General features: G+C 62.1%; 16 protein-coding genes. 10 read left to right on the forward strand and 6 right to left on the reverse strand.

Annotated elements, in window-relative coordinates:
* Positions 1 to 209 precede the first annotated feature (209 nt).
* Together dapA and EHV23_RS09855 are read left to right on the forward strand one after the other, a co-directional pair.
* Positions 210 to 1112, forward strand: coding sequence for a 4-hydroxy-tetrahydrodipicolinate synthase (dapA, locus tag EHV23_RS09850; protein WP_158615919.1), 903 nt, complete (start codon positions 210 to 212; stop codon positions 1110 to 1112).
* A gap of 9 nt (positions 1113 to 1121) precedes the next feature.
* Positions 1122 to 2024, forward strand: coding sequence for a hypothetical protein (locus EHV23_RS09855; protein WP_125095921.1), 903 nt, complete (start codon positions 1122 to 1124; stop codon positions 2022 to 2024).
* On the opposite strand, the gene tnpC is transcribed toward EHV23_RS09855, so the two are convergent.
* The 3 genes from tnpC to tnpA all read right to left on the reverse strand — a co-directional run bounded on the left by tnpC (position 2025) and on the right by tnpA (position 4600).
* Positions 2025 to 3824 carry an IS66 family transposase gene (gene tnpC, locus EHV23_RS09860; RefSeq protein ID WP_158615920.1) on the reverse strand — a complete coding sequence of 600 codons (1800 nt, stop codon included), beginning with the start codon at positions 3822 to 3824 and terminating at the stop codon, positions 2025 to 2027. It lies immediately after the preceding gene.
* A gap of 108 nt (positions 3825 to 3932) precedes the next feature.
* The gene (gene tnpB / locus EHV23_RS09865) at positions 3933 to 4292 is read right to left on the reverse strand and encodes an IS66 family insertion sequence element accessory protein TnpB (protein WP_125095923.1); all 360 of its coding nucleotides are present in this window, start codon (positions 4290 to 4292) and stop codon (positions 3933 to 3935) included.
* On the reverse strand, positions 4292 to 4600 hold the full coding sequence (gene tnpA / locus EHV23_RS09870) for an IS66 family insertion sequence element accessory protein TnpA (RefSeq protein WP_125095924.1): 309 nt from the start codon (positions 4598 to 4600) through the stop codon (positions 4292 to 4294). The genes tnpB and tnpA overlap by 1 nt, the downstream gene beginning before the upstream one ends.
* 76 nt (positions 4601 to 4676) lie before the next feature.
* Between tnpA and EHV23_RS09875 the strand changes: the two genes are divergently transcribed.
* Complete coding sequence (locus EHV23_RS09875; protein WP_158615921.1) at positions 4677 to 5750, forward strand: putative PEP-binding protein; 1074 nt, start codon at positions 4677 to 4679, stop codon at positions 5748 to 5750.
* Positions 5751 to 5781: 31 nt separating this feature from the next.
* Positions 5782 to 7386, forward strand: a complete 1605-nt coding sequence (locus EHV23_RS09880; RefSeq protein ID WP_125095926.1) for an L-lactate permease — start codon at positions 5782 to 5784, stop codon at positions 7384 to 7386.
* Between the two features lie 364 nt (positions 7387 to 7750).
* Here the strand turns inward: EHV23_RS09880 and EHV23_RS09885 are convergent, their stop codons facing one another.
* The 3 genes from EHV23_RS09885 to EHV23_RS09895 all read right to left on the reverse strand — a co-directional run bounded on the left by EHV23_RS09885 (position 7751) and on the right by EHV23_RS09895 (position 10292).
* Entirely contained in the window at positions 7751 to 8587 is an 837-nt protein-coding gene (locus EHV23_RS09885; RefSeq protein WP_275265099.1) for an amino acid ABC transporter ATP-binding protein, read from the reverse strand.
* Entirely contained in the window at positions 8584 to 9372 is a 789-nt protein-coding gene (locus tag EHV23_RS09890; protein ID WP_125095927.1) for an amino acid ABC transporter permease, read from the reverse strand. Before EHV23_RS09890 ends, EHV23_RS09885 begins: the two co-directional genes overlap by 4 nt.
* Before the next feature lie 137 nt (positions 9373 to 9509).
* Positions 9510 to 10292, reverse strand: a complete 783-nt coding sequence (locus tag EHV23_RS09895) for an ABC transporter substrate-binding protein (RefSeq protein ID WP_125095928.1) — start codon at positions 10290 to 10292, stop codon at positions 9510 to 9512.
* A 484-nt stretch (positions 10293 to 10776) separates the two neighbouring features.
* Here EHV23_RS09895 and betB point away from each other — a divergent pair, with 484 nt between their 5' ends.
* From betB to EHV23_RS09925, 6 genes are all read left to right on the forward strand, one after another.
* Positions 10777 to 12243 carry a betaine-aldehyde dehydrogenase gene (gene betB, locus EHV23_RS09900; RefSeq protein ID WP_125095929.1) on the forward strand — a complete coding sequence of 489 codons (1467 nt, stop codon included), beginning with the start codon at positions 10777 to 10779 and terminating at the stop codon, positions 12241 to 12243.
* A gap of 366 nt (positions 12244 to 12609) precedes the next feature.
* The gene (betA, locus tag EHV23_RS09905) at positions 12610 to 14310 is read left to right on the forward strand and encodes a choline dehydrogenase (RefSeq protein WP_125095930.1); all 1701 of its coding nucleotides are present in this window, start codon (positions 12610 to 12612) and stop codon (positions 14308 to 14310) included.
* A 201-nt stretch (positions 14311 to 14511) separates the two neighbouring features.
* Positions 14512 to 16578, forward strand: coding sequence for a choline BCCT transporter BetT (gene betT, locus EHV23_RS09910; RefSeq protein ID WP_203228962.1), 2067 nt, complete (start codon positions 14512 to 14514; stop codon positions 16576 to 16578).
* An 85-nt stretch (positions 16579 to 16663) separates the two neighbouring features.
* Positions 16664 to 17218, forward strand: coding sequence for a hypothetical protein (locus EHV23_RS09915; protein WP_125095931.1), 555 nt, complete (start codon positions 16664 to 16666; stop codon positions 17216 to 17218).
* A gap of 25 nt (positions 17219 to 17243) precedes the next feature.
* Positions 17244 to 17774, forward strand: a complete 531-nt coding sequence (locus EHV23_RS09920) for a hypothetical protein (protein ID WP_125095932.1) — start codon at positions 17244 to 17246, stop codon at positions 17772 to 17774.
* Positions 17775 to 17897: 123 nt separating this feature from the next.
* Positions 17898 to 18332 (forward strand): hypothetical protein, encoded by a 435-nt coding sequence (locus tag EHV23_RS09925; protein ID WP_125095933.1) that lies wholly within the window; start codon positions 17898 to 17900, stop codon positions 18330 to 18332.
* Positions 18333 to 18342 lie beyond the last annotated feature (10 nt).

Here is an 18342-nt window from a genome sequence, read left to right on the forward strand (position 1 = left end):
ACGCCCGCCGAAACGGGATGCTCCGGCACGGCGAAACGGGCCGGCATGAAAGCGGTATGAACTTGATCCCGACGCGGGGATGCGCCACCCGCGAGTATCTGTTCAGTCCCCCGAAACAGCGCTGTACGGAAAAATCGCGCTCATCTGTATCTGTTCCTCCTTCGCCCCCTAATCCACAATGGCGACATGACGAAGGAGGAGTCCTAGCCATGCACAGCAGAAAAATCGAGACCCTGCAACACGGCTTGCGCGGAGCCATCCCGGCACTGGTCACGCCGTGGCGCAACAACACGATTGACGACCGCGCCCTTAACGTCCTGATCGGGCGATTTGTCGACGCACACTGCACCGGCATCGTCATTGCCGGCAGCACCGGCGAAGGCATCCTGCTTCAACCAGAAGAGCTGCTGCACCTCGCAAGACGCGTCAGAACGATAACCCCTCAACACATCTGTGTCGTGGCAGGCTTATGCCACCCATCCTCCAGCCAGGCCGCCATGCTGGCTCAAGCCCTGGAGCAGACTGGCATTGACGGGCTCATGGTGACCGTTCCGCCTTATCTGCGCCCAAACGACGCAGGCATCATCCAGCACTACCAATACATCGCCCAGCGTAGCACCTTGCCGCTGCTGATGTACAACATCCCGAAAAGAACGGGCACCAACGTATCCCTGGCCGTCATAAGCCAGCTCTCCGAATGCGGAGTCATTCAGGGGATCAAGGAATCAGCGGACAACGCCGACCGCATCCGACAGGTCCTTGACGCCACCCAAAGCAGCTTCATCGCACTTTGTGGCGATGACGCTGCCACTCCCTTCATGATTGAGAGCGGCTGTAAGGGGACCGTATCGGTACTGACCAATCTGTACCCGAAAACAATCCAGAAAATCCACAACCTGCTTGCAGAAGGCAAGCACATCGAAGCCCGGGAACTATCCGCTACCCTGGCACCCCTTCAAGCATGCCTGGAGCAGGAGCCAAACCCCCAAGGCATCAAGTTTGCGCTGAGCACCCTGAGCATCTGCGATTCGGAGGTCAGGGCTCCCCTAGTTCCTTGCTCCCAGGAAACCCAACAACAAATCTGCACACGAATGCAACATAAATACAACTAATGGCACAAAATGACAACCAACAACAGCATCACAACCCTGCTTGAGCTCATCGCTGAAGGGAATTCCAGTCCCAAAGAGTTTCTCCAGAAAATCGACCCCTACCAATTGTCACGAATCATCTACTCAAGATTCCATGGAACACCCGAGCACGTACTTTGCAAAGGGTTGCCCATCCAGTCTGGTGACGTGAACGGAATTCTTGTTCTTGGCAAAGACGTCGCAAATGCCATCGCCACAAACAAACTCAACAAACAAGATACGCCGTCGTACGTTTACAGCACACCCGGAGGAGACGTAAGCGACTTCTCTGCGATCCAGACCTGCTCCGCCTACTTCACAAGCAACCCGGCAAGAACGGAGTTTTGTGCAGTTCAATCCGTCCTGGAGGGAAAGCCCACCATCATCGACGTCCCCGTCACTTACCACGAAGAAGATGAAGATCGGATCATTGAAATCGTCACCAGCACCGGCATTACTCAAAAAGCAAAGACGAAGCATCGCTGGATCTCATATACACAGCCAGACGGAAAGACTACAACCGTCACCGAGGGAACTCCTATTTCCGCGTCTGGCGAAACCGGAGAAATTTTTCTCAAGCAATTGTATATTGACGAGTCTCCTATTGACTACATCTACGATACGCTCACCGAATGCTACCTGGAGGCTGCTCGCGATGAAGAAGACCCGTACCCATGGAACTCACTTCAGGAAACAAGGGCCTTCTCAAGAAACCGGACCAAGCTCCAGCAAGCCATAAACTCCTCCACTTTCATCGGATTCCAGAAGGTACTTCAACACGCCATCTCCATCAGCGCACCAAGCATCCTTTGCAACGTGCACAGGCCTGCCTGCATTGCAAAAGCAAAACTTGTCTCGCCAGTAATCACCGTAAACGATCCACAAAACCATTGATCAGGCCCGGATCGCTTCCTCCACCAGCTCCAGCGCCGACAGGTTCCACGGCAGCAGCGCCTCGTAGTCATCTGCCGTCTTCGCATACGGCAGCCGCTGCAGCACATGACGCAGCCACGCATACGGCTCCCGCCCGTTGGCCTTTGCCGTCTCGATCAGCGAGTACACCACTGCACTGGCATGCGCACCCGCCGGTGTGTCACTGAACAGCCAGTTCTTGCGGCCCACAACGAACGGGCGAATCGCATTCTCCACCCGATTGTTGTCTATCGGCAGATCTCCCCGCTCGACGTATCGCACCAGGCGCGACCAGTACCGGTACAGGTAGCCCAGTGCCTGACCCAATGGGGTTTTGGGCGGTACAAGCGGCAGCATTTTGTCCAGCCAGTCGCGCAGTTCGGCCAGCACCGCCTTGCTGCGGCTCTGCCGCGCCTCGAGGCGTGCCTCGTCCGTGGCATCGGCGAACTCGCGCTCGATCCCATAGAGCCGGCCGATCATGTCCATGGCTTCATTGGCCCGTCCCCGCTTGCCCTTGCTGGCCTGCACGACCTTGACGAAACCACGCCGTGCGTGTGCCCAGCACACCAGGTGCTCGACACCCTCGGTCCTGCCCACGGCGTTGTAGCCCTCGTAGCCATCGGTCATCAGATAACCTTGCCAGCCCGCGAGCAGGCGCAACGGTACCTTGCCGGAACGACTCGGGTCGTAGTCATAGATCACCACCGACTTGTCCGGCGGACCGCCTTTTTGCACCCACATGTAGCCGGGTGATCCCGTTTTCTTGTTGGGCTGTTTGAGCACCTGCACGGTGGTTTCATCCATGTGGATCACCGGACTGTCCAGCAGGTGGTCGCGCAGCAGGTTGTGGATGGGCTGCAGCGCCTGTGCCGCACCGATCACCCAGCGGGCCAGCGTCTGCCGGGGCGCATTGACGCCACAGCGGGCCAGCACGTTCGAGAAACGTGCCAGCGGCATGGAATCGACGTACTTGGTGGTCAGCAGCATGGCCAGCAGGTTATTGCTGGCATTGGTTTTGGGCAGCACCTGCAGTGGTGTCGGTGCGGTGCGCGGTGCCGAATCGCCCCGGCTGCAGGCATAGCGCTTGCAGACATGACGCAGCACCCGGATCTGCATCGGGATGATGTCGATCTCCTCACGAACACTCTCACCGATTTCCGCCATGGTGCAACCGCAGGGGCAGGTGCGCTCGTCCTCGGGCATTGCATACACGATCTCCACACGCGGCAGATCCGCCGGCAGCGGCTGGCGCTTGCCACGGGGTTTTGCCGGCTTGCGGGGTGTGGTGCGGGTGTTCTCTTCGGGCAGCTCCGCCTGGTCGTCAGCATCACTGCTGCTCTCTGCCAGTGCATCAGCTTCATCGAAGAGCCGGTACTGGGCTGACGAGGTTTCAGTACTGCGGCCGAACTGGCGCCGGCGCGCCATTTCCATTTCCTTGATATAGACGCGCAGGCGCTTGAGGACTTCGGCTTCGACGCAGGCCTTGAACTCGGCCTCGATACGAGATTTGAGCCCGGCATCGACACGGGCCTTGATCTCAGCCTCGATGATTTCCTGCCGGATTTCTTCTCGCAGCTCTGCACGCATTTCTGCACGCAACTCCTGCCGTAATTCCTGGCGCAGCAGGTCGCGGGTGCCAGCATCGAGCTGCATCGCCATGCCCTGCTGCATGTATTGCGCAAACTGCCGCATGGCTTCGGGTGAGCCATGTGGGCCGTAGTCGGCCGGAGAAATATCCGGTGATGGGGCGGCAGAAGGTGAACGGCGGCGAGCAGGTGGCATGCTTGCCATTATAGCCCGATGGCAGCCTATAAACCCGTATCAAATGCAGAAAATGTCTCCGCCAATGACGGATTTTGTGACCGGATTAAAAACAGGGAAGCCGGGCCGTCAGACCGTGCTCTGATAATGCAGTGTCTGGTGCGGCCGGTTGCGCCACAGGTCGAACCCTTCGAGCAACCACTCCAGCTCCCGCATGCTCAGCGTGCAGGTTCTTTGCGATGCCTGCAGTGCTGGCCATGCAAAGCGCTCCTTCTCCAGCCGCTTGTACCAGAGGCAGAACCCGTTGCGGTGCCAGTACAGTGCCTTGATCTTGTCACGCTGGCGATTCACGAACACAAAGAGCGCATCGTCAAACGGGCTCATCTGCAGCTGCTGCTCCACCAGCGCCGAGAGCCCACCGATGGACTTTCTGAAGTCCACCGGTTCCCGGCACAGGTAGACGTTGTCGATATGGCAGCCCGGATGCATCAGTGCACCTGTGCGCTCATGCTGGCCACCAGCTGTCCCAGCCACTGCGGCGAAGGCAGCGAGGCAAGCTCCATGCGCACACCCGGCGCAAGCCACACAGTGCAGGGCTGGATGGCGTGCCGCTCGGCCAGCTGGACGGCAACCAGGGCCGAAGCCCCTTCCGTACGCCTGCCTTCGTCCGAGACCCGCCGACGGTGGTAGTACAGCGATGCCACGGACAGCCCCTCCCGTGCGGCGTAGTCCTTGATGCTGATGCCCTCGGTCTCGATGGCCTGCAGGTGCGCGGCCCAGTCCACCTTGTTCGTCATGAATGCCTCCATCCTGATCGGGTTGCAAAGGAGGCAACTATGACGCTACGCAAGTCAGATGAACAGAATGTGCATAATGGATCAGTTACTAATCACCTTTGACAACGAGGGCCTGAAAATTGCATCAAACAAGGAAAAGTACGGCATCGGTCTGCTCCGAGACGAACGGATGTGGGTTGACCAGGAAGACATCGACATCCTCCGCGTTTTGCTGCTTGGACCAGGAACGACCTCTATCGAGAATTATCAAAAGTTCTGCTCTATGTACACGCAACGACACGGGAATCGTTACCGCAAGATCTTTGCTACTGGCGTGGGCAGCACTTGTGTTGCAAGGACACTCTGCATGCCCATCAGCAAGTTTCTGCCAGACGACTTTGACATTGACGGTTTCGCCATCAAGCACGGCCTCGACCCTCTCAAGAGCAAGGCAGTGTTCAACAGGATGACCAGAGAAAGGGAGATTTACCACGGTTGCAGGGGGATCAGAATGTTCATGATTCGCCCGGACCTCCTCAAACTCTGGCTCATGACCGTTCTTCGTGCATACCAGGCCTCCGAGAGAGTTAACGGACAAACCAAAATCACCTTTCTGCTCGCCACTCTCACGTTTCCGGAAGAGGCGCGCCGCTTCATTCACACGCTCGAAGAGTGCCTTCTCGATCTTTGGGAATCAATTGAGTCATCTCCTGTTGCTGGCGTGGCGACCATGCTGGAAACTGGTGGCGCCTTCATTTCTATTGAAGATATCTTGAGCGCACATGGACAGGATATCGAAATAATCGGTGGTCTTGTGGGAGTGAATGACTTCACTACTGCATGTCTCAACATGAACCGTAATGACGCACCAAAATTCATGATCCCTTCCTATGTCGAGTCTGCAATGCTCAAGACGAGCCCCTTCTCATCTATTGAGACGACCGTCGTTGGGAAAGCGATCCGTAACGCGTTGGAGCGCTCGACTTTCCATGCTCGATCAAGGGGCAAAACGATGCAATGGGGGCTCGCAGGCGAGCTTGCCGCCGACTGGGAATCCGTACGCTGGTTCGCTCGGGAACTTTCTCATGTAGGCCTAACGTACGTTTCAACCTCACCCGAAACGATTGCCTACTCCCTAGTTGCCTCCGCCTCAACGCGGTATCAGGCATGAATGACAGGAACACAAGAAAAGGAGACACACCATGCTCGTTCTGGCCGCCATCCCCCTGCTGATGCCGTTCGTAATGCTGTTGCTGCTGCGGCAGAACGGTCTGCGCGCCAGCCTAGCCTCCTGCGTGGTGGCCCTGGCCTGTGCCTGCGCCTTTGTGCCGGCAGACAGTACCCTGTCGCTGACCCTACACGCCAGCGGCCAAGCCGTGGCCATCGGTTTTGGCGTGCTGTCGGTGCTCTGGCCCGGGCTGCTGCTGTACCGGCTGCAGGCACGCAGTGGCGGGCTCGACGTGATCACTGCCCTCATCCGCCAGCATTTCCGGCAGCCGCCCGTGCAACTGCTGGCCCTGCTGCTGGGCGTGTCGCCCTTTGTGGAAGCCATCAGCGGCTTTGGCGTCAGCGTGCTGGTGGTAGCGCCCCTGCTACTGGCGCTGGGCCACGCACCGCTGCAGGCCGGCACACTGGCCCTGCTCAGCCAGATCAGCGTGCCCCTGGGCGCACTGGGCGTGGGCACCATGGTAGGCGCCCAGCTGGGCGGGCAAGACGTGAACGCCGTGGGCACCGGCTCGCTACTGCTTTCTGCCCCGCTGCCGGCGCTGTGCGCACTGCTGATGCTGTACGTGGCCGATCGCGCGGGTGGCATATCCAGCACCAAATCACTTGATACGTCGACGAATCATTTTTATGGCAGCGAATCCACATTACCACTCGCGACCGCCCCGGTGCCAGCAACTGCAACCGATCCGGCCGACACTCGGCACGCCTTTCTGCGCCACTGGCCGCTTGCCCTTCTGGCAGGCGCCATCAAGGGCATTGCCGATCCACTCCTCACCCACGCCTTTGGTGTGGAAGTGGCCGGCGCCCTGGCCAGCCTGCTTACGCTGGGCGTCATCCTGCTGGCCGGCCAGTGGCAGGCACACCGCCACGCTCCCCCGACATCTTCAACCAGTCCCATCCCCCGCCCCCGGCAGCTGGCCGCCACCGGCCCCTACCTGCTGCTGATCGCCTGCCTGCTGCTCACCCGGGGCATCGCGCCCTTGCAGCATGCGTTGCAATCGCATTGGGTCATCGAACCCTTTGGTGCCGGCTTCCGCTATCCGCTGGCCTACATCCCGGGCTTCTGGGTGCTGCTGGCCGCGCTGTCGGTGCTGGTCTTCAACCGCATGTCCGTGGCCACCCTGCTTCACACCATCCGCACCAGCTGGGCTCAGTTCTGGCCGGCCGGGCTCACCATCCTCTTCTTTCTGCTGCTGGCGCAACTGATGACACAATCCGGCATGGCCGCCCAGCTGGCTCAGGCTGGAAGCCGGCTGGGACAGCACTACGCCTGGGTAGCACCGGTGCTGGCCGCCCTCGGCGGCTGGCTCACCGGCTCCAACACCGGCGGCAACGCCATGTTCGTACCGCTGCAGGTGGCCGCTGCCCACCAGGTGGGTCTAGCGCCCGGCACGCTGGTGGCCATGCAGAATGCTGTGGCCTCCTATGCCACCATGGGCTCGCCAGCCCGCGCCGCCCTGGTGGCCGCTACCCTGGTCAGCAAGCAGATCGAGCAGCCGCTGGTGGCGGCGATGATCCGCCCCGTGCTACTGGCTATCACGGTCATCGCCCTGCTGTATGTGGGCACCGCCGCCGGATGACCCCCCGCACACGCGCTCTCTGCCCGGCAGGCAGCAGGAAGCAAGCCTATCCGAGCAGCAGACAACTGCATCAACAACCAGTATCCCGGGCACTGGCGCGGGGTCTATCACTCTCGCCCCTGCGGCTCAGACTGCAGCCCGGACAAACGTGGCCTGGCGCCTGGAGGCAGACGGACACATGACCCGGGCACACACCTGCAACAACTGGCAGCAGACGCCATCATCGACCGGATGCTGGCACAGGCTGACACCTTGTCCGAACTCGCCCGGCCCCTACCATCTGGCAAGCCACACTCAAGCGGCTGCTGAGCACCGTGCGGCATTGCTGTCAGCTGGCATCCAGCCGGTGAAACCCCTCTCCCCCTCAATGCGACATCACCCGGCTCAGAAACGCCTTCACCCGCGCATTGTCATGCCGGCAGGCAAAGAATTCCTCGGGCGACGCCTCGAAGGCAATGCGCCCCTCGTCGAAGAACATCACCCGGTCGGCCACCTCGCGGGCAAAGCCCATCTCGTGGGTCACCACCAGCATCGTCATGCCGGAGTCGGCCAGCTGGCGCATCACGTCCAGCACCTCCTTCACCATCTCCGGATCCAGTGCCGAGGTCGGCTCGTCGAACAGCATTACCCGCGGCTGCATGGCCAGCGCCCGGGCAATGGCCACACGCTGCTGCTGGCCACCCGAGAGCGCGTGCGGAAACTTGTGCGCATGTGCCTCCAGCCCCACCCGGGTCAGCAGCGCCATGGCGCGCTCGTTGGCCTCCTGGCGCGACAGACCGCGGATGCGCCGCGGAGCCAGCGTGAGATTGTCCAGCACCGACAGGTGCGAGAACAGGTTGAACTGCTGGAACACCATGCCCACCTCCTGGCGCAGGGCGTCCAGCTTCTGGCGCTCATCGCTCACCTCGATGCCATCGATGAGGATGCGGCCGGCATCATGCCGCTCCAGCCGGTTCAGCATCCGCAGAAAGGTACTCTTGCCGGAACCGGAGGCGCCGACGATCACGGCCACCTCGCCCGCGCAAAAGGTTGCGCTGACATCACGAATCACCTGGTGGTCACCAAAGGACTTGCTGACATGGCTCACCTCGATCAGCGGCGCCCCACGTTCCCGCACACCGGCAACATCCACGCCGGCACCGGCACCAACACCTGCACCAGCATCGCCGGGCATCTGCCCCTCGTGTGTCCGAATACTCATTGCTGCCGTCCCTCCACGTCCATCCGGTGTTCCACCGCGGTGGAAATCTGCGTCAGCACGGTGGTGAGCAGCAGGTAGATCACCGCCGCCGTCACCAGCGGCGGAATGGGCTGAAAGGTGGCCGACTGGATGCGGTTGGCCACGTTGGTCAGTTCCACCACGCCAATGGCATAGGCCAGCGACGAATCCTTCAGCAGCGCAATGAAGTTGTTCACCAGCGGCGGCAGGGCAATCTTGAAGGCCTGCGGAAACACCACGTCACGAAAGGTGTACCAGTTGGACAGGCCCAGCGAGCGGGCCGCCTCGGTCTGGCCGCGTGGCACGGCCAGCAGACCGGCGCGGATCGATTCGGCGTTGTAGGCGCCGGCATTGAAGGCCAGCGCCACACAGGCCGAGGTGAAGTCATCCATCTTCAGCCAGGGCATCAGCTCGGGCAGCGCCAGAAAGACGAACAGCACCTGCACCAGCAGCGGCGTGCCGCGAATCACCCAAATATAGAACGAGGCCAGCCACCGCAGCGGCGGAATGCGCGACAACCGCCCCAGCGCACCCAGTACACCCAGCACCAGCCCGGCCAGGCCCGACACCAGCGTCAGGTACACCGTGATGCGGGCACCTTCGGCAAACTGTGCGGCATTTTCGGCAATGGGCTCGGGCATGTAGGCCAGCGGCACGTCGATGCAGCACATCAGCAGCATCAGCAACGCCGCCCCGACCACGATGGCCAGGGTGCAGCGGCTCTGGCGGGACCAACCCGCCGGCCACTTCGAGAAAATCAGCATCATGATGAGAGAAGCGGGGATGCGATGCGCACGACTGCGCTGTCAGTACCTTGAGGCCATTGAGGTTTCTGCAGCCCTGCTGCCTTGCTCTGCACGCCCAAAGGGGGGTTCGCAGGGACGAATGAGTCCATGACACGCGCTCAGTCCGTGCAGCGGATGTCCTGGTCGAAATACTTCTTCGACAGCTTCTCGTAGGTGCCGTCGGCCATCACCTCGGCCAGCGCCTTGTTGAAGGCATCGAGCAGACCCTGATTACCCTTGCCGATGGCAGCCCCCATGTGTTCCGGGAAAAGGATCTCGCCCATCTTCAGGCCCGACTGCGGCAGCAGCCTGATGGCCTCCATGGCCACGAACTTGTCCGTCACCCACACGTCGGCTCGGTTGCTCAGGGTGGCAGCGCGGGCGTCACGATCCAGCGGGAAGTTCTTCACGCTGTCGATATCCACTTCGCCGGACTTCTTCAGATCGTTCAGGCGGGCCAGGTAGGTGGTACCGGTCTGCACGGCCACGGTCTTGCCGGCCAGCTCGGCCACCTTCTGCACCTTGCCGTCCTTCGACACGATGACGGCCCCACCGCAGTAGTGCGGGTTGGAGAAGTCCACCACCTTCGCCCGTTCTTCGGTAATGCCATGCGAAGAGACGGCCATGTCCCACCGGTCACGCTGCAGACCGGCCAGCAGCGAGTCGAAGCTCAGAACCTTCCATTCCACCTTCAGTCCCATCTTCTGCGCGATGGCCTCAGCCAGCTCGATCTCGAAACCGGTCAGCTTCTTGCCCTCGAAATAGTTGAAGGGCTTGAGATCACCCCCGGTGGCCGCAATCAGCGTGCCGCTTTTCTGGATGTCGGCCCAGGGGCGCGCCTGTACCCCCGTCGCTGCCAGCGCCACACACACACCTGCCAGAACCGCACGCACAACTTTCATCACCGAACTCCCGTCAAAGCCCCAAAGAAAAGGCATTGGACCACCCAGTGCCGCTCCCCACAATCAGGGCAGCCCCTCAAAAAACGTCCGGAGCAGGACCTGCATCAAACCTTCGTGCATCCAGAGCGCGTTATGGACTCATGCGTCCCCACACTCCCCTTTGGGCGTAAAGGGCAAAGCGGCAGAACGCAGAACCCTCGACGGCTTCAAGGCACAGCCAGCCCCCGGGACACACCCGATGACGACTTCGTGTGGAAATGTTTCATTATACGACGCGCATCGGCCCCGTGCCGTCCCACTCCCCATGGCGCCCTCCCAGCCCTTCCGGATCCTCCGGCAATTCATTCGCTCTCGTACTTTCTCGCATTTCCATTACCGGCATGCCAAAGGGTCTTTCCTGCACGATGCCATCAAATCACCGATAATGACAGCAAATTGAAAGACTTTCGTCTATTTTTCCGACAATTCGCAAATTTCTGCCTGCATGACGTTACTCACTTCCCATATCAACGGGGCCTGGCTGCCGGCCAATCCGGCGGCCAAACGCTTCCAGACCATCAACCCGGCCAATGGCGAGGTACTCGCCGACGTACAGGCCGCCACCCAGGCCGATATCGATGCCGCCGTGGCCAGTGCCCACGAGGGCCAGAAGGTCTGGGCCGCCCTCACCCCGGTCGAGCGGGCCCGCATCCTCAACCGGGCCGTCGACATCCTGCGTGCCCGCAACGACGAGCTGGCCGAACTGGAAACCCGCGACACCGGCAAGCCGCTGTCCGAGACGAAGGCGGTGGACATCGTCACCGGTGCCGACGTGATCGAGTACTACGCCGGGCTGGCCGTGGCCATCGAGGGCCGGCAGATCCCGCTGCGCCCCTCCAGCTTCGTCTATACCCGGCAGGAGCCGCTGGGCGTGGTGGCCGGCATCGGCGCCTGGAACTATCCCATCCAGATCGCCATGTGGAAGTCGGCCCCCGCACTGGCCGCCGGCAACGCCATGGTCTTCAAGCCCAGCGAGGTCACACCGCTGACCACCCCGAAGCTGGCCGAGATCTACCTCGAAGCCGGCGTGCCTCCCGGCGTATTCAACGTCGTGCAGGGTGATGGCACCGTGGGCGAGATGCTCAGCCAGCACCCCGGCATTGCCAAGGTCTCTTTCACGGGCGGCGTGAGTACCGGCCGGAAGGTGATGGCCAGTGCCGCCGGCTCGACGCTGAAGGATGTCACCATGGAGCTGGGCGGCAAATCGCCGCTCATCATCTGTGACGATGCCGACATCGACCTGGCTGCCGATATCGCCATGATGGCCAACTTCTACAGCAGCGGCCAGGTCTGCACCAACGGCACCCGCGTCTTCGTACCCAACCGCATCAAGACCCTACTGGAAGAAACCCTGCTGGCCCGTGTGGCGTGCATCCGCGCCGGCGACCCGATGGACGAGACCACCAACTTCGGTCCGCTGGTCAGCTTCCCGCACATGAAGAAAGTGCTCACTTTCATCGAAAGCGGCAAGGAACAGGGTGCCCGTGTACTCTGCGGTGGCCACCGGCTGGAAGAAGGTGCCTTCGGCCAGGGCGCCTTCGTGGCCCCCACCATCTTCACCGACTGCACCGATGACATGCGCATCGTGCAGGAAGAAATTTTCGGGCCCGTCATGAGCATCCTCGGTTTCGACACCGAGGAAGAGGCCATCGAACGGGCCAACCGCACCACCTACGGGCTGGCCGCCGGCGTGGTCACACCGGACCTGAAGCGCGCCCACCGCGTCATCGGGCAGCTGCAGGCCGGCATCTGCTGGCTCAACACCTGGGGCGAATCACCGGCGCAGATGCCCGTGGGCGGCTACAAGCAGTCCGGCGTGGGCCGCGAGAACGGCATCCAGACCCTCATGCACTACACCCAGACCAAATCGGTCCAGGTCGAACTGGGCGACTTCGCCTCCGTCTTCCGCTGACGGCAATCCAACGGACGGCCGGTCATGTCCCGGTGACCGGCCAGGCGCTGGCGGCAGTGCGGCAAGCCTGCACAGCTTCCAGCCAGAAACGGGCTGCATCGGGCGGCTTCACCGGCCACCCATCATCACACAGGGCGGCCAACACAGGGGTCGGACGCATGCCTGTCCTGGACGAACCCATCCTGACAGGCCACATACCCCTGCTGCCACGCCGGTGCCCATGCCCCCAATGGCCCATCGGCATCCCACCGGGTCCCAACCCACCGGACCCAGCGCTGCAGACACATCGCAGCCTCCCTTCAACAGAAGGCGCCTCCATCCCGGGGCCCCTTCCCGACCGCCCCGGCACGGGCGCAGAAAAACACCATGGCAGACACACAAAAGCAAGCACGCACTTACGATTACATCATCATCGGCGCAGGTTCCGCCGGCAGCACGCTGGCCGCCCGCCTCACCGAAGACCCCAACGTCAAGATCCTGCTGCTCGAAGCCGGCCTGCCCGACTACCGCTTCGATTTCCGCACCCAGATGCCCGCCGCGCTGGCCTATCCGCTGCAGGGCCTGACCTACAACTGGGGCTACAAGACCGATCCCGAACCCCACATGGACAACCGCCGCATGGACTGCGGCCGGGGCAAGGGCCTGGGCGGCTCGTCGCTGATCAACGGCATGTGCTACATCCGCGGCAACGCGCTGGACTTCGACCACTGGGCAAAAAAGGACGGCCTGGCCGACTGGCGCTACCACGACGTGCTGCCCTACTTCCGCAAGGCCGAGCGCCGCGACATCGGTGCCAATGACTACCACGGCGGCCATGGCCCCATCGAGGTGACCACCGCCAAGCCGGGTACCAACCCCCTCTTCGAAGCCATGATCGAGGCCGGCGTGCAGGCCGGCTACCCACGCACCGACGATCTCAACGGCTACCAGCAGGAAGGCTTCGGCCCCATGGACCGCTTCGTCACCCGCAAGGGCCGGCGCTCGTCCACCTCGCGCGGCTACCTGGACATGGCCCGCGAGCGCGACACGCTCACCATCGAAACGAAGACGCTGGTCGATGTCATCCTCTTCGAGGGCACCCGTGCCGTCGGCGTGCGCTACCAGATCGATGGCGGCAGCCCGCAGACCGCCCATGCCGCGCGTGAAGTCATTCTCTGCGGCGGCGCCATTGCCTCGCCCCAGCTGCTGCAGCGCTCCGGCGTCGGCCCCGGTGCCTGGCTGCAGGAAGCGGGCGTGAAGGAAATCCTCGACCTGCCCGGCGTGGGCAACAACCTGCAGGACCACCTGGAACTCTACATGCAGTACGAGTGCCTGCAGCCCGTCTCCATCTCCCCCGCCACCCACTGGTACAACCAGCCCGCCATCGGTGCGGAATGGATGATCAGGGGCACGGGCCTGGGGGCCACCAACCACTTCGAGGCCGGCGGCTTCATCCGCAGCGACGAGAAATTCCTCTGGCCCAACATCCAGTACCACTTCCTGCCCATCGCCGTGCGCTACGACGGCCGCAACGCCGCCGACACCCACAGCTTCCAGGCCCACGTCGGTTCCATGCGTTCGCCCAGCCGTGGCCGCGTCAAACTGAAGAGCACCGATCCGGCCGATCACCCCAGCATCCTGTTCAACTACATGTCCCACCAGCAGGACTGGGAAGAGTTCCGGGCCGCCATCCGCATCACCCGCGACATCTTCCGCCAGCCGGCGCTGGACGGCCTGCGCGGCAAGGTCATCACCCCCACCGATGACCTGCAGAGCGACGCCGAACTGGATGCCTACGTCCGCCAGCACGCCGAAACCGCCTACCACCCCTCCTGCACCTGCGCGATGGGTGAAGGCAACGACGCCGTCGTCGACGGCCAAGGCCGCGTGCACGGTCTGGAAGGACTGCGCGTGGTCGATGCCTCGATCATGCCCGACATCATCACCGGCAACCTCAACGCCACCACCATCATGATCGCCGAGAAAATCGCCGACCGGATCCGTGGCCGCGCCCCCCTGCCCCCGTCCGACGCGCCCTACTACCAGGCCAACGGCGCCCCCGTGCGCGGCAAACCCGCCCGCGCCTGATCCTTTCAACAAACGGCGGACCACGGGCAGACCGTGTCAGGCGACAGCGGCAGCGTTCCCTGTCCTGCCTGACCGCCCTGTCCGTCCGGCAAATCCGGGGAGGGCCGAAGACCCCCTCGCCGCTGTGCCGGAGACACAGCCCGATCAGGCATGCCCCGGGCTGTTCCCCCTGCCGACAAACAAGAGAAGGAGATTCATCCCATGCAAACCCCGAACAACCCGCCCGGCCAGAACAGCGCGCCGGGCGCTGCACCTGCAGCCACCACTACGGTCACCATTTCCGGCACGGCCACCGAACCCGTCACCATCCATCGCATCGTCTTCACCGCCTCGGCGCTGATGACCATCACGCTGATCGCCTTCACCCTGCTGTTCCCCACCGTCAGCGAACAGGTGCTGGGCCATGCGCTGGCCTGGGTGTCCGACCGTTTCGGCTGGTACTACATGCTGATCGTCGCCGCCTACGGCATCTTCTCCCTCTATGTGGGCATGTCCAAGTACGGCGACATCAAGCTGGGCCAGGACCATGAAAAGCCCGACTTCCCCTACCTGGCCTGGGCCGCCATGCTGTTCTCGGCCGGCATCGGCATCGACCTGCTGTTCTTCGGCGTGTCGGAACCGCTGACCCACTATCTCTCCCCGCCCACCGGTGATGGCAGCACCCCCGCCGCCGCCCGCGCTGCACTGGCGCAGACCTTCCTGCACTGGGGCCTGCACGGCTGGGGCATCTACGCACTGATCGGCATGGCGCTGGCCTACTTCGCCTACCGCCACAACCTGCCGCTGGCCCTGCGTTCCGCCCTGGTGCCCGTCTTCGGCCAGAAACGCGCCGACGGCTGGCTGGGCCACAGCGTCGACATCTTCGGCGTCGTCTGCACCCTGCTGGGTCTGGCCACCAGCCTCGGCATCGGCGTGCTGCAGGCCAACGCCGGGCTTTCGCACGTCTTCGGCATCGAGACCACCAAATTCACGCAGGCCATCATCATCGTCATCGTCACCATCACGGCAGCCGCCTCGGCCATGTCCGGGGTGGACAAGGGGGTGCGGCGGCTGTCCGAATTCAACATGCTCACCGCCACCCTGCTGGTGATCGCCCTGCTGTTCTGTGGCCCCACCCAGTTCCTGCTCAACGCCATGGTGCAGAACATCGGTGACTACTTCGAGACCCTGCCCGCCAAGACCTTCGACACCTACGCCTACCTCGGTGAAAAGGGCGCTACGTGGAAATCCACCTGGACCATCTTCTTCTGGGCCTGGTGGGTGGCCTGGGCCCCGTTCGTGGGCCTGTTCATCGCCCGCATCTCGCGCGGCCGCACCCTGCGGGAATTCGTCTTCGGCGTGATGTTCATCCCGCTGGGCTTCATCTTTGCCTGGTTCTCCATCTTCGGCAACAGCGGCATTGCACTGGTGGGCGCCGATCCGGCCCTGGCCGACGCCGCCATCAACACCCCGGCCATGGGCCTCTTCGCGCTGTTCGAGCACTATGCCCACCCGGCCATCTGGTCGACCGTGGGTGTCATCATCGGCCTGATCTTCTTCGTCACCTCGGCCGACTCCGGCGCACTGGTGCTGGCCAACCTGTCCAGCAAGGGCCTGGCCTCGGGCGATGACGCCCCGATCTGGCTGCGCCTCTTCTGGGCCGCGGCCACCGGCCTCATCACCCTGGGCCTGCTGTTCTCGGGCGGATTCAGCGCGCTGCAGTCCGTCTCGGTGGCGGCCGGCCTGCCGTTTTCGCTGGTGCTGATCGTCTACATGATCGCCATGGCCTACAGCCTGCGACAGGAAGGCAACAAGCGCAAGGCCAGCACCGTCGACATGGCCCCGGCCCTGCATCACAGCCACAGCTGGCGCGAGCGCCTGAACCGCATCCTGAACTTCCCCACCCGGAAGGCCGTGCTGCGCTTCATGGCCAACACGCTGGAGCCGGCCATGCAGGACGTGTGTGCCGAACTCAACAAGCAGGGCGTGGAAACCACCGTACTGAAAAACGCCGACGACCAGAGCCTCACCTTCGAGGTGCTGCACGGCGAAGAGGTGGACTTCCTCTATCAGGTCAGGCCCGTCTCGGCGCTGATGCCCGTGTTTGCCATGAACCAGGCCAGCAACCTGGAATCCGACAAGCATCACGAGCGCTACTGGCGTGCCGAAGTGTTCCTGCGCGAAGGCAGCCAGGAATACGATCTGGTCGGCTACAGCCGCGAACAGATCATCGGCGACATCCTCAACCAGTACGAGCGCCACATGCAGTTCCTGCATCTGGAGCGGTGATGTCCATCCCGGAACGGTCATGGCCACGTGCCGTGCCGGTCGTTCCGGGGCAGCAATGACCACATAACCATGGGAGGACAGACACATGAACGAACAGCACAACGGACAGAAGCCCGAAGCGCCAGCAGACCGCTCCAGCCTCCTTCCTGACTGGTGTCAGTCCATGCCGCTGTATCGCCTGCTGGTGTTCATCTCGATGTTCACCGTCTGGAGCCAGCTTCGAATACCGGCATTTTTCAGGCACGGCACAGGCGCACAGCACCCTCTGACATGGCTATGGCTTGGCGAAGCCTGCCTGTTCATCGTACTGTGTGCCTGTCTCATCGTCACCCGGGCCAGAGACAGGAACATCTTCCTCGCCTGGCTGCCGATAGCCATTGGCGTGCTGGTCCTGGTACCGGCCACGGGTGGAGACCGGGGGGACGCAGCGGCCAACAATGCAGTTTTCGCCGTAAACGGCGGCATGCTGGCATGCGCCTGGATAGCCAGCGCATTGCCCGCCCACTGGCCGGAACGAAAAAGGCAAACAGTCCGTTCGGCCCTGATCGTAACCGGCTTCTTTGCAGCCTTGCCCATCGGCATCCTTGCTGGCACCACCATGTACGATGCCATTGCGTCGGGTAGTCTGGTGCTGTACTGATGCACCACCATAGGGGGAGACGAGTGTGGAAACAATACAGATTCAGCTCGATCATGCCCTGGTGCAGGACCAGTCACGCCAGAACAGCCCCGTGCCATTCTATCGTGAGATGTTCTTCATTTTGGGCATATTTCAGGCAGTAAGACAGGTCGTGCAATTTTCGTGGCCAGATCCTCAAGGCAGGTCTGTTCTCGCATGGATCTGGCTTGCCCTGACATGGACACTCATTTTGCAATGCATGAAGGCCTACCACAGCCACGTTGGGGACCGCATTCTTCTTGGGCACTGGATTCCTGCCGCAATGAGCACAATGGCTCTTGTGCTGGCCAATAACGGTGACGTAAGCAATTTCGTCGCCGTGTCCGTTTCAGTGATGTGTGCCAGTGGAATTCTGGCTGGATCATGGCTTGTCAAAAAGTTGTTGGGAAGAGAAGGCTCATCCGAGGAGCGTGGCATCATCATCGCAGTCTACGGCTTTGCCGGCTTCATCATGGGTGGTGCTGCCGGCCTCTCCCTGTACGGCGCCATCGTATCAAGCGGGCTGCGATTTCACTGACAGCACAAAACCATGGATGCAGACCGAAACAGCTCGCCCAAATCCCCAGCGGGGGTCCGGCAGCGCAACAGGCTGCGGGCACGTGTCGACGACCTGCCCCTTTCTCTGCAGATCGCCCTGCCCATGACCATCCAGTTCTCAGGCCTGAGTCTCATCAAATTCATCGGAGAAGACGCGGGCCGTCAACCCCCTCTCGTCTGGGTGTGGCTCATCGCAACCATCCTGCTGCTGGCAGTATTTTCCCGCCTCATGCTTGTCCGTCCCCCAGACGGATACATCATGACCATCTGGCTGGGGGCAGCTATTGGTGTGCTTGTCCTTGAAATTGCCAATGGCCACGGCGCAGCCGGCAAAGGCGCCACGCTGGGCCTGTGTGGCGGCATCCTGATGGCTTACTGGATTGCAAACAGCCGACTGGCCCACTGGGACGAAGACAAACGAAACACCGCCCGGGTCATTCTGATCCAGATCGGCTGCTATGCGGGACTGCCCGTCGGCTTCTTTGCCGGCAAGGCCCTGCATGATGCCGTGGCATCCGGTTCGCTGAGGTTATTCTGAAGTCATGTCC

Source organism: Lautropia dentalis, assembly GCF_003892345.1.
Lineage (GTDB): Bacteria > Pseudomonadota > Gammaproteobacteria > Burkholderiales > Burkholderiaceae_E > Lautropia > Lautropia dentalis.